This is a genomic window from Shewanella japonica (genome assembly GCF_002075795.1).
GTDB classification, from domain to species: Bacteria; Pseudomonadota; Gammaproteobacteria; order Enterobacterales; family Shewanellaceae; genus Shewanella; species Shewanella japonica.
Map to the genome: position 1 here is coordinate 3,035,100 of NZ_CP020472.1, position 12,592 is coordinate 3,047,691.

General features: G+C 40.0%; 10 protein-coding genes. 3 read left to right on the top strand and 7 right to left on the bottom strand.

The window, feature by feature from the left end; genetic code table 11:
* The first annotated feature begins 121 nt into the window (after positions 1–121).
* Both SJ2017_RS12950 and SJ2017_RS12955 read left to right on the top strand, forming a co-directional pair.
* On the top strand, positions 122–1,027 hold the full coding sequence (locus SJ2017_RS12950) for a helix-turn-helix transcriptional regulator (RefSeq protein ID WP_080916033.1): 906 nt from the start codon (positions 122–124) through the stop codon (positions 1,025–1,027).
* A 129-nt stretch (positions 1,028–1,156) separates the two neighbouring features.
* Complete coding sequence (locus tag SJ2017_RS12955) at positions 1,157–3,325, top strand: diguanylate cyclase (protein ID WP_244899690.1); 2,169 nt, start codon at positions 1,157–1,159, stop codon at positions 3,323–3,325.
* An 11-nt stretch (positions 3,326–3,336) separates the two neighbouring features.
* Here SJ2017_RS12955 and SJ2017_RS12960 read toward each other — a convergent pair whose 3' ends face one another.
* Complete coding sequence (locus SJ2017_RS12960) at positions 3,337–4,782, bottom strand: alpha/beta hydrolase (RefSeq protein ID WP_080916034.1); 1,446 nt, start codon at positions 4,780–4,782, stop codon at positions 3,337–3,339.
* A 179-nt stretch (positions 4,783–4,961) separates the two neighbouring features.
* Here SJ2017_RS12960 and SJ2017_RS12965 point away from each other — a divergent pair, with 179 nt between their 5' ends.
* The gene (locus SJ2017_RS12965) at positions 4,962–5,492 is read left to right on the top strand and encodes a DUF6942 family protein (protein ID WP_167692922.1); all 531 of its coding nucleotides are present in this window, start codon (positions 4,962–4,964) and stop codon (positions 5,490–5,492) included.
* 8 nt (positions 5,493–5,500) lie between these two features.
* Here the strand turns inward: SJ2017_RS12965 and nadE are convergent, their stop codons facing one another.
* From nadE to recR, 6 genes are all read right to left on the bottom strand, one after another.
* Positions 5,501–6,331, bottom strand: a complete 831-nt coding sequence (gene nadE, locus SJ2017_RS12970; protein ID WP_080916036.1) for an ammonia-dependent NAD(+) synthetase — start codon at positions 6,329–6,331, stop codon at positions 5,501–5,503.
* A gap of 195 nt (positions 6,332–6,526) precedes the next feature.
* Positions 6,527–7,831, bottom strand: a complete 1,305-nt coding sequence (locus tag SJ2017_RS12975) for an inosine/guanosine kinase (protein WP_080916037.1) — start codon at positions 7,829–7,831, stop codon at positions 6,527–6,529.
* 224 nt (positions 7,832–8,055) lie between these two features.
* Entirely contained in the window at positions 8,056–8,700 is a 645-nt protein-coding gene (gene adk, locus SJ2017_RS12980; RefSeq protein WP_055024642.1) for an adenylate kinase, read from the bottom strand.
* 133 nt (positions 8,701–8,833) lie between these two features.
* Positions 8,834–9,697: a co-chaperone YbbN gene (locus tag SJ2017_RS12985; protein ID WP_080916038.1), complete on the bottom strand. Its 864-nt coding sequence runs from the start codon at positions 9,695–9,697 to the stop codon at positions 8,834–8,836.
* Between the two features lie 103 nt (positions 9,698–9,800).
* Positions 9,801–11,720: a molecular chaperone HtpG gene (htpG, locus tag SJ2017_RS12990; protein WP_080916039.1), complete on the bottom strand. Its 1,920-nt coding sequence runs from the start codon at positions 11,718–11,720 to the stop codon at positions 9,801–9,803.
* Between the two features lie 195 nt (positions 11,721–11,915).
* The gene (recR, locus tag SJ2017_RS12995; RefSeq protein ID WP_055024645.1) at positions 11,916–12,515 is read right to left on the bottom strand and encodes a recombination mediator RecR; all 600 of its coding nucleotides are present in this window, start codon (positions 12,513–12,515) and stop codon (positions 11,916–11,918) included.
* Positions 12,516–12,592 lie beyond the last annotated feature (77 nt).

Sequence of the window (12,592 nt, forward strand, 5' to 3'; positions counted from 1 at the left end):
AGTAGGATAAATCCAACATTGCCCACAAAAGTTAACTTTAACTGCTAATGCAGATATGCATCGACGCTCGCAATTATTACACTAACGAATCATTGCCACCTAAGCAGCATCTGGGATTACTATGCCAATTGATTCAAGCATTATCTATATGAGCACTAAGCAAGTCGCTGAATACTTGGACTTAAATGAGAAAAAAGTTTACTCGATGGCCAACCAGCGCATCCTACCTGCAACAAAAGTGACAGGAAAATGGCTATTTCCCAAAGTGTTAATTGATCGTTGGCTTATGGATTCATGCCATAGCGGTATGCTGTCAGATAGAATGCACATCACTGGCAGTGACGACCCTCTACTTTCAATGCTTGTTGCACAATTAATGTCTGAAGGGGAACATCAAGAAATCATCAGCTATAGCGCAACAGGCTCTAAGTCAGGCTTAACTTTGCTTTCCCGTGGTTATGCTGATGTCTGTAGTATTCACTGGGAAAGCCAACATGGCAGTCGAGACAGTTTATACACCCTATTGAAAAGCTACCCTAATCATCAACAATGGATTTTAGTGAGTGGGTTTGAACGACATCAAGGCTTAATGGTTCGCCAAGAAATGGCATCACTTTTTGATAATGTAAACCAAGGCACATTACAGTCTTTAAGATGGGTTTCAAGACAAAAAGGTGCAGGTAGCCAACTTCATTTAGAGCAATGGTTAACGCAGCAGCATATCAATATTAATGAATTACTTTTTACTGCCACAGCAAAGTCGGAACGAGAGCTAGCGGCTTATATAGCTCGTAATAATGCTGATATTGGTTTTGGTTGTCAGGCCGTTGCTGTAGAAAGCGGGTTACATTTTATTCCTCAGCTAACTGAGTCGTTTGACTTTGTCATGTCTCAGAGCATCTTTTTCAGGCGCCAACTGCAAGCGCTATTAACCTTGTTAAATCAACCTCAAACCACCCAGCTAGCTAATTTATTATCGGGTTACCAGTTAACGAAAAGTGGCGAGCTCCTTTGGCGTGGTCAGTAAAAAATCAAGAATAAGCTCACTCACGTTTAGTCAAAGCTTATAGAATGATTCATCCTTAATAGATCAAAGGCTTGTACTACCTGAATAAGGCAGGTAGTATTTTTTTATAATAATGACAAGGATGATTCATTGAATAAAAAATCCATCAATCCACAACACCTTATTTTAGCACTGGTTCTAGGTGTCATTGGCTTTATCGTCAACTGTTACCCCATTCCTATTTTTGCCAACGTCCAGCTGGTCATGGGTAATACCTTTACGGTTGTATCTGCCGTTATTTTAGGCCCTTGGTATGCCCTATTAACAGCTGTTTTCAGTGCAACAGGCTTAATGGTCACTTGGGGAAGTCCTCATGTTTACTTACTGTTTTGTATCGAAGCGGTATTTATAGGTTTTATTCGCCGTAAAGGGGTTTACCCCCTATACGGCAGTGCCATTTACTGGATACTTATCGGAATGCCACTGACGTATTTATACATGAAAATAGTCAGTGATTTACCAGCAAGTCATATGCCGTTTGCCATCATTAAGCAAAGCATTAATGGTCTAATATATGCCTGTTTAGCTTCTTTAATTATTGTATTGGTCCCTAAACTTTGGCAATTTAATGGCCAAGGTACGGCGAAAAAAAGACGTTCATTCAATGCTCAAGTAACCTACTTTATGACATTGATGATCACCTTATGCTTACTTATCTCTGCCCTTAGTTTTAATTATCTGTTTTTAGAAAAGCAGCAGCAGCTATTAAAACAAAACTTAACTGATACGACGCAACATTTAAGCTCTGCAACCGAGCAATACATAGACGATCACAAAAAAGTGATTGAATACGCAGCCAACTTTCTCAGTTTAGCCAATACCACGAACGACGAATGGCAGCCAATGCTGAGTCAACTGCACACAAGTTATCCTAGTTTCATTACCATGTTGATTGCCGATAACAATGCGCGAGTCAAAGCAGGTAGCCCTGGTGTTATGATGCTGGACGAAAAAAACAATATTAAAAATATGTCGATAAGTGACCGGGATTACTTTATTCAATCCTTCCATAATCGCCAATTATATGTCTCATCCGTATTCAAAGGGCGTGGATTTGGTAGTGACTCAATCATCGCTATCAGTGCGCCGTTTTACCAAAATAATAATCAAGCACAAGTTGCTGGTATCATTGAAGGTTCCTTGAATTTACAGTTTTTCGCTAATATCGATAATCAAAATACTTATGGTGAAAAAGAGTTGCTGGTACTTATAGATGACAATAAAAAAATTATCTATGCATCCTCAGAACTTGAGCTCAATGAAGAAGATGAATTTACTTACTCTGATGATAAAGGCGCATACCATATTGCGTTAAATACCATCAATATTCGTGATCTTGAATCCACTTCGCCAGAACATGTATTTGTAAAAAAACGCCTTAATAATGGTTGGGAGTTATATGTATTAAAACCCCTCTCACCGTTGCTTAAAACTGCCGAGCAGCAAATGTTAGGCACCTTTTTGATGCTGATTATTTCAATTATTTTCACCTTTATCATTTCAAGAAAGGTGTGCCAATTATTAACAGCGCCACTCGAAATCGTCGCTAACCAATTTGGTAATATCAATAATGATGATTTAAAAAGCCAAGTGCTGGATGAAAACTCGTCTAAAGAAGTATTTAACCTCTACCAGCGGCTCACCAACAGTAAGCGTGAACTGCTAACACATCAGCTAGAACTTGAAGAGACGGTGGCAATCCGAACTGATGAATTAGAGCAAGCCAACAAAAAGCTACTTGCCTTAGTGGATAAAGATCCATTAACGGATCTTAAAAACCGCCGTTATGCTGAAGATAAATTTGATGGCTTATTAGATTTTTGCTTACGTGGTGAACATGCAATTACCATAGCAATTCTTGATTTAGACTTTTTTAAGCAGGTCAACGATACCTATGGACACTTAGCAGGAGATGAATGTTTACGTACCGTCTCAAGTTTACTTAAGCAAGAGTTTAAACGTGATACGGATATTGTATCTCGCTACGGTGGAGAAGAGTTTTTACTTATTTTACCGATATCAAATGCCCTTAAAATTGAGCATCATTTAAATCAATTCAAACAAAAGTTAGCAGCACTTGTGATTACTTCTCCAACAGATCAACAGCAGTTTTCTGTGACCACCAGTATCGGCGCAATTACTGCTAATGCCAGCTTTTCAACTGACATTGATGTATGGATTAAAGTGGCCGACGATAATCTGTATGCGGCCAAAGAACAAGGTCGAAATAAAGTTATCATTAATGTGATTAATGAGTAAGACGGTTATACCTATGGGTTTATAACCTCATCCATTTTATTAAGCATATACGGGTAAAATGGATTCCACTTCTGACGTAACATTTCAGCAGCAGGGATCCCAAATAAGCCACGTTCGCCAGTAAAAATAGCTTGGCCAATTTGAATGTGGCTCACCTCTTTCAAAAAATCTGGACCATACAAAGGATCCGCTTTAGGGAAAGGTAAAGCCACGTGAGATAAGGAATATACCCCACGTGGCCATTCAAATGGTAGCGCTTCACTTGTCAAGGATTCAGCAGAAGCTAATCTTGTCTCTTTTACAAAATGCTCACGGTCAATATCATTTTCAATCAAGGTCAGTTGATAACCCATTGGCTCTTGTAACCATAGCTTTGCCATTTCATCCATCGGATCATTAATAATCAACTGATGATTATTAGGATTTCGATTAATATCAAAAATGACTAACTCGTGTTGTTTTGAAGGTAAGTACTGATAAAGGTTATTCACCACTGCATTGGAAGAAACGGTATCATCAGCGAGCGACTGGAAAGTTAAAATCGGTGCTAAAGAGCCTAATTGCTCAGTTGAAAGTGATTCAATAATTTGATGATTTCGCTGAGATAATTGATAAACAACATCACCAGCGTTAACTGCAAAAGAGCTATATTTAAACGGGTCGTACTCAACTGAAATACTGTTCCAAAATAACTTTTCATAACCTAAAAACCGGCCTAGCATTGCTTGCCATTTAGCACCTGCTGCAATGGGTTGTAGCCCTATTGCAGGGGAAAGAAAAATCATACCTTGATAGTGCGTTTCATTGCCTCTGGCAATGGCTTCTAACTCAATGTTTAACGCTAAGGCAGCCCCCGTTGAAAAGCCAACCACGTATAACGGCTTACCATTAAGTTGTTGCTTCATATGCTGCGTCGCCAAATCTACAGCGCTGGCTAAATCAGGCCAAGTAATACCGGTTAATCCTGCGGGAATGGTGCCATGTCCAGGTAGCCTTAACCCCAAAATATGAGCATTTTTCTTAAAGTGTTTAGCAAGATGAGACATTGCATAGGGTGAGTCAGGCATACCATGGATCAATAAAACACCAAACTCAGCATCGGCTTTTTTCCATTCAAACGAGCGATTCCAGTTATAATTCCATCCATTGGGATCAGATAAGCTACCAGTTTCATACCGGTTAATGACAGAAGGCGTTTCTGGCAAGTAACTTTGATAAATTTTATTCTCAATTTCACTGAACAAGTCACTTTCGAGCGACAGATATTCAGCAAAGTTTTTTAATCCCAACTGCTGATGGTATTCGTGTTTGAGTTCAGTTGTGTGCCAGATATCTAACTCAGCTCTGGCATTTAATAACCAAACTAAAATCGCAATAAAAACGATAATACTGCCGATAAAGCCATAAACAGCAAAAAATAGAAGTTGCTTTGTTGAGCCGATCACAATCGCTTTCATTGATCTTTCCTTGAACACTAAGCGCTTTGTAAATCTGTGGCTAAAAGACACATCTCGCTGCTTAATGATATCGTTACACTTATCCGATTCTATAGACTCATGTTTGCCTAAAAGCCTATTCGAGTCTAGAGATTAATCATGATAATCTAGTAAAAATGAGTGAATTAACAGACATTAAAATGACATCAGACCTGTCACCAACCAATAATGAACAAATAAAATTTGGCCATAAAAATGCCAAAATGGCGTTTTATTTACCGACTGCACCTATCATCCCAACAGACACTGAACTCACGCTGCCTGATACCAGTAAGATAATCGAACTTAATGGTAATCATTGGCGTAAAATCTTTACCATAATGGCCAAAATTACCGCCGAGAATAACTCAGCCGATTGCTGGAAAAAACGAAGAGCAGATTTGTTTACGACAAAAAGTGAAGCACATGACTCAACATGTTTAATCATCAATTCAGCAGGTATAGACCCGCATGCAGAAGTGCATATTTTATGTGGCCAGGTGACTTATGAACGATTACAACATTCAATAGAAACGCATATGGGCGTGAATTGGCAAGATGAATTAACAGAACTGGGTGAAAAACAAAAAGTAATGGCGCATAAGCAAGTCCTTATTGCGCCATATTTAGATTATCGACAGTTTCCTAACCAGCTCATAGAAGCAGTGAGAGACTACCTAAAACAATATTGAACTTATCACTAATCATAGATTGTTGGGATAGGTTGACGCTTGTGCTGCGTGCGTTTGTATATCGCGACCAACTTATCTTCAACATGACTCTCTACGTCTTTACCTTCTAAAAAGTCATCAATTTGATCGTACGTTAGGCCTAATGCCACTTCATCTTCAAGTTGTGGCTTATCATCTTCTAAATCTGCTGTTGGTGCTTTTTTTACTAATATCTCAGGAGCACCTAAGAAACTTGCAAGCTGTCTGACTTGACGTTTATTAAGACCAAACAATGGCGCTAAATCACACGCGCCATCTCCGAACTTAGTGTAAAAACCAGTAATATTTTCAGCGCTATGATCGGTTCCTACGACTAAACCACCTGTTAATCCTGCAATATGATATTGAGCAACCATGCGCATTCTGGCTTTCACATTTCCTTTAACAAAATCAAGATTATCATTGTTACTTACCCCAATGCCAGCCTCTTCTAAACCAGTCACTGTCGCATTATGTACACCGACAACGCCATCAGCAATATTAACAGTCACTTGTTTAGATGGCTGAATAAACTGACACGCTAATTGAGCCTCATCTTCATCTTTTTGCACTTGGTAAGGCAGGCGAACAGCAATAAATTGATAATTTTGTTCAGGGTTGTCAGCGTTTAAGCTATCTACAGCTAACTGACATAATCTACCTGTTACCGATGAATCAACACCACCACTAATGCCTAGTACCAAACTACGTGTATGTGCTTCAACTAACTTGGTTTTCAAAAATGCGACACGACGTTCGACTTCATAAGCTGGTTCAATCGCCTTAAGTACTTTCATTTCTCTTAAGATTTGTCCCTTCACAACGCTCTCCAATTTCTGTAGTCAATGCTGTTTTATTTACCCGATGGTACTTACAATGAGGTATTTACGCTCTAATTGGTATCCTACTGAATTTTACCACAGGTACCAAGTACTACTTATGCAATTTAAGTGCAATTTACGTAATAAAAAAGGCGAGCATATTACTATGCTCGCCTTTCAATTTATGGTGTAAATTTAACGTTCCCAGTATGACTCTTCAAGACTATCTTCACGCTCTGGTAAGCCACGAGAAAGTCTTGGACTATGTTGTGCCAAAACTTCATAAGCTACACGGTTTGCGTATTTACACACTTGTGAGAATGACGAGTAACATAAACCATCACGTTGATGTTTACTTGAACCAGGTACATTTGTCTTATGGAAGGTATTAGCAGATAAGTCATGTAATAAGGCCGCTAATGCTCCGTCACCCGCTCCGTTAGTGTTTCTAATCAGTTCAGGTCCACCCATATATGGTGAAATATGTGCGAAGACTTTAATCGGAGTTTCACAATCTGCTTTTAATTTCGGGCGAGAAAACTCATAGCGGTTAAATTCAGGGATAGCGCCAGGCAATAGAGTATGACTGGTTGCACGCTTTTCTGAATCTTCTGCGTAGCCCGCAGTATATAAACCCAAAGGTCCTGCGGTACAAAGTACCATGTCACACCATTCAAGTGCCGCATCAGCAGCCAATAGTGGGTCGCTAAAACCTGTTAACGCTTCGCCTTCATCTTCATTCATTGCTAAAATAGTCACATTTTCACGAATAAAGTTTTGCCACCAAATTGGATCTTCTTGAATAAGGAAGCGGGTGCCCAATGTCAATACTACTGGGACCTCTGCTGCTTTTGCATATTCAATTGCTTTCATCGCAGCGGATGTCATGCCATCACCTTCACTGGCGCGCATTAAATAGGCTGTAATAACTAGCGCAGAACTCCCCTGAATGACTTCTTGATTAATATATTCTGGGGTTAACTTATCCATTGAGCCTTTACTAATAGCAAAGGTACGCTCACCACTTTCAGAAATTAACGTAAAACAACGACCGATAGGACCATCTACAGGCTGTAAATAGTTTAAATCTACCTTTGATGAGGTATTACATAAATAACGGTAGGCGTAGCTCCCTACCATAATATTCTGGCTCATCACCCCGAATAACACAGAACGGTCATCCGCTAAAATTGAATAGTTATGAACTGTGTTACCAATGGTACCACCTGCAAATTCATCGCTGATCATCTCATTGTTTTTTAACTCGTTATAGAGTTCATGGGCTTGTTGGTCATCAATAAGGGTTGAGTTACCTTTTGGTAAACCATAACGCTCTAATAGTTCGTCTTCTACTTTGGCTTCAATATCCACCAAGGTTTGATCGATACCGCAAATGTAAGTTGAAAAAGATTGCTCTTGTTGGGTTAACTGAGCCAGTAATGGATCTCTGTTATTTACCGGGAAGTAATGCTTAGATTTGCGTTGACCAGGAAACTTCATCTTAAACTCTCTGAGTAGGCATCCGTGCTTAAAAGGATTGTGGATTGAACAGCATTTTATGCTTTATACCAAACGCTAATTTTAACACAAAAACAATCAACACCAATACTGATGTCAATCTTTGTCTCTTTTTGTGACAACTATTTTATTTATGCCATAAAAAAACCTGCAATGCAGGTCTTTTTATGAACAACAGTCGTTGGAACTGTAATTTTAGCAGCTAATTAACCTAGTAACTGTTTAACTTGCTCACTCACTGCCGCAACAGTTTGTGTGCCATCAAACTTGGTGTACTGAGTGTTACCTTCAGCAGCCACTTTACCGTAGTATTCAACCAATGGCTTAGTTTGCTCATGGTAGATACCTAAGCGCTTACGTACTGTTGTTTCTTCATCATCTGGACGAATTGATAACTCTTCACCAGTTACGTCATCTTTACCTTCCACTTTTGGTGGATTGTAAACGATGTGGTAAACACGGCCAGAACCAGAATGCACACGACGGCCACTCATACGTTTAACGATTTCTTCATCAGGTACGTCAATCTCAACAACGTGATCAATTTCAATACCGTTTGCAACCATTGCATCAGCTTGTGGAATGGTACGTGGGAAACCATCAAGTAAGAACCCTTTAACACAATCATCTTGTGCGATACGTTCTTTAACTAAACCAATAATTAGGTCATCTGATACTAACTGGCCTGCATCCATTACTGATTTAGCTTCTAAGCCTAATGCTGTGCCAGCTTTAATTGCTGCACGAAGCATGTCTCCAGTTGAGATCTGTGGGATACCGTACTGCTCCATAATAAACTGAGCTTGTGTACCTTTACCGGCACCTGGGGCACCCAATAGAATAATGCGCATCTCAAAAGTCCTCTTTATTGCTTTCATATTTTTAGGCGGCGATTTTCGCACATTTAGTCCATCTTTAGAAGGTAAATAACCAAAGAGTTAGACCAATATCTAATAGCTCGCAACCTGTTAAATTTAGCGCTGTTTAATACAGCAAACTGTATAAACGACGACGATACTGATTGGCTATGGTGTTTCCTTGCCCTAAGGCAGTCAATATTTCCATGAACACCTGTTTGACTTTCCCGTCAGCCGCAGATAAATCTTTTTGTAAAATCGCAAAAAGGTTTTCTAATGCCTCTTCACCTCGGTTAGCTTGACTTAAGGCCTTGGCTAAATTGATTGAAATTTCAACATTATCTGGCTCAGCTTCTAACGCTTGTTGTAACTGACGAATTTCAGGTGTATCGGCTGCATCTTCAGCTAAAGCCAGTTTTGCTTTGAGGTTTTGATAATAGCTGTCTTGATCGGCAAGCCCAATAGTGTCTAATAAGGTTTTTGCATCACCAAGAATACCTAACTGCAAGTAGGCATCGACCATAAGTAATGCAACTTCAGCTTGGTTACCTGAATCAACATAAGCACTTTTTAGTAAGCTTAATGCCTCTTCTAATTGCTCTTTTGTCACCGTATCGCCAGCTAAAATAACTTTAGCCGCATTCACATCTTGTACCCATAATTCTGGTAAATGCTTATTGAGCATGTCCAAAACTTGCGCTTGTGATTGAACCCCGGCAAAACCATCGATAGGTTTACCTTGGCTTAATACCAAATGGGTGGGTAAGCTTTGAATTTGAAAATAGTTAGCAATCTCTAATTCGGCTTCACAGTTAACTTTAGCAAGAATGAATCGCCCAGCTTGCTCGTTAGCAATCAGCTCCATCACTTGAAGCATTTGCACGCTTTCAGGCTGCTGTTGAGCCCAAAAAGACATAACAACAAAGTTATCCATTGAGGCATCAACAACTTGTTGTATGTTCTCTTTGGTTAAATTAATAATATGTTCCATCGTGGATCCTTGTTAGCAGTGCTATTTATTCAGTATCACACTGGCTAAAAATAAACGCTAATAAAAAGCGGACACTCGGTCCGCTTGTTTATTATGACGACGCTTACTTCAAGCTTGCGACTAGCATTTCATTGGTTAACTTAATGAATGCAGAAGGATCCGCTAAGCTGCCTTTTTCAGAAAGCTGTGCTTGTTGAAGTAATAAGTCAGCCCAGTTAGCAAATAACTGTTCATCCTGTTCATTGTTCAAACGCTCAACTAATGGGTGATGCGGGTTGATTTCAAAGGTCGGTTTCGTTTCAGGCACTGGTTGACCCGCTGATTGCATAAGCTTGATCATTTGTGATGACATTTCACCTTCACCGGCCACAACACATGCAGGCGTGTCAGTTAAGCGCGAAGTCACTTTAACGTCTGCAACTTTTGCACCTAATGCCGCTTTCATACGTTCAACTAATGCTTGTGCTTCACCAGCAAGCTTTTCTTGAGCTTCTTTTTCATCAGCATCTTCAAGCTCACCTAACTCTAGATCACCACGTGTTACCGAATGCAATTTCTTGCCTTTGAATTCAGTTAAGTGGTTAATTAACCACTCATCAATACGCTCTGACATCAATAACACTTCGATGTCTTTCTTACGTAATAATTCAAGATGTGGGCTGTTTGCTGCCGCTTCATGGCTGTCAGCAACAATGTAGTAAATCTTGTCTTGGCCTTCTTTCATACGGCCGATGTAATCATCTAATGACACGTCAGTTGCTGCGGCATTTGTGTGTGTAGAAGCAAAACGTAACAAGCCAGAAATACGCTCACGGTTAGCGAAATCTTCAGCAGGACCTTCTTTTAATACTTGACCAAATTCAGCCCAAAATGCTTGGTATTTCTCAGCATCATTTTTAGCCATTTTTTCAAGCATGCCTAACACACGCTTAGTCACACCGCTACGTAAAGCTTTAGTGATGCTGTTGTCTTGTAAAATTTCACGAGATACGTTTAAAGGTAAATCATTAGAGTCAATTAAGCCTTTTACAAAGCGAAGGTAAGTCGGCATAAACTGCTCAGCGTCATCCATAATGAATACACGTTGAACAAACAGTTTTAAGCCGTTTTTAGCATCACGGTTAAACATATCCCATGGTGCTTTACTTGGGATATACAATAAGCTGGTGTACTCTTGTTTACCTTCAACACGATTGTGAGACCAAGTTGCAGCATCCCCGTAATCGTGAGAAATATGCTTGTAGAACTCTTGATACTCTTCATCAGAAATATCAGATTTGCTACGAGTCCAAAGCGCAGTGGCTTTGTTCATCGGTTTCCACTGACCTTCAGTAGCTGGAATCGCCTCGCCGCCTTCTTCTGTCGCTTCAACAGCAGGTGTACCTTCTTCGTACATTTCTACAGGTACGGAGATATGATCAGAGTATTTGGTGATAATTGAGCGTAAACGTGTGTCATCAGCAAACTCTTTTTCTTCTTCACGTAAATGCAGTGTAATTTCAGTACCACGGCTGTTTTTAGTAATGGTATCAACAGTAAAGTCACCTTCACCCTGTGACTCCCACACCACACCTTGGTTAACATCCGCACCTGCAGCGCGAGTACGTACAGTCACTTTATCCGCAACGATAAACGCCGAGTAGAAGCCCACACCGAACTGACCAATAAGTTGCGAATCTTTTGACTCTTCGCCAGATAAGTTTTTGAAGAAATCAGCAGTACCTGATTTAGCAATTGTCCCTAAATGTTCAATTACACCATCACGAGTCATACCGATACCGTTATCTTCAATCGTAACGGTGCCTTTTTCTTTATCGGTGCTGATGCGAACACGAAGTTCAGTGTCATCTTCAAATAATGTGTTATCAGTCAGTGCAAGGTAACGTAACTTGTCTGCAGCATCAGCGGCATTTGAGACTAATTCACGTAAGAAAATTTCTTTATTTGAGTATAAAGAATGGATCATCAGATGAAGAAGTTGTTTTACTTCGGTTTGAAAGCCATGTGTTTCTTGTTGAGACATGAAAATTTCCCTTGGTTTAACGTTAATACAGCAGTTGTACTGAAATCTAATATTTGACGTTTCAATGCAACTAAAATTCTTTGTTACCTAGGAAATGGGGCGTGAAAATCAGTTTTCAAGGGAATTTTTTTCTGATGCCTAAAAAAAACGCAAAAAGGGCTAAATTAGCCCTTTTATTATTAACTCGTGTTCGTTTTACAGAGGGATGCGCCCATTAAACGATAACGCTAAAGTCGTGCTATCGACATACTCAAGCTCGCCACCTACTGGCACACCATGAGCAATACGGCTGATAACCACATTATGACGACGTGCGATATCCGCGATAAAGTGCGCTGTTGCATCACCTTCTACTGTAGGGTTTGTTGCCAAGATTAACTCTGTGACATCTTCTGAAGATAAATGCTGTTCAAGTAACTCAAGACCTAGTTCATCAGGGCCCACGCCATCAAGTGGTGACAAATGGCCTAATAACACAAAGTATCGCCCCATAAAATGGCCACCAGCTTCGATAGCAAGTACATCTGCAGGCGTTTCTACCACACATATAACGCCAGCGTTTCCTCGTTTAGGGCTACTGCAAATTGGGCATAATTCTTGTTCAGTAAACGTACGGCACGCTTGGCAATGCCCTACTTCACTCATAGAGCGCTCAAGAGCGTTTGCCAGTTTTTGCCCCGCTTTACGATTACGTTCCAATAACTGAAATGCCATACGCTGAGCAGACTTAGGCCCTACACCGGGTAAGCAACGTAATGATTCAATTAATTCATCAACTAGCGGACTAAATTTCATAACCTAATACTGGCCTTAACAGTGCTGTTGCACTTCATAAAAATGAGATTAGCTGACTCAACAATTTATCAGCTAAA

Coding starts and splice junctions, on each gene's coding strand:
- SJ2017_RS12950 (WP_080916033.1), top strand. CDS start 122: ATGCCAATTGATTCAAGCATTATCTATATGAGCACTAAGCAAGTCGCT.
- SJ2017_RS12960 (WP_080916034.1), bottom strand. CDS start 4,782: ATGAAAGCGATTGTGATCGGCTCAACAAAGCAACTTCTATTTTTTGCT.
- SJ2017_RS12965 (WP_167692922.1), top strand. CDS start 4,962: ATGACATCAGACCTGTCACCAACCAATAATGAACAAATAAAATTTGGC.
- SJ2017_RS12975 (WP_080916037.1), bottom strand. CDS start 7,831: ATGAAGTTTCCTGGTCAACGCAAATCTAAGCATTACTTCCCGGTAAAT.
- adk (WP_055024642.1), bottom strand. CDS start 8,700: ATGCGCATTATTCTATTGGGTGCCCCAGGTGCCGGTAAAGGTACACAA.
- SJ2017_RS12985 (WP_080916038.1), bottom strand. CDS start 9,697: ATGGAACATATTATTAATTTAACCAAAGAGAACATACAACAAGTTGTT.
- htpG (WP_080916039.1), bottom strand. CDS start 11,720: ATGTCTCAACAAGAAACACATGGCTTTCAAACCGAAGTAAAACAACTT.
- recR (WP_055024645.1), bottom strand. CDS start 12,515: ATGAAATTTAGTCCGCTAGTTGATGAATTAATTGAATCATTACGTTGC.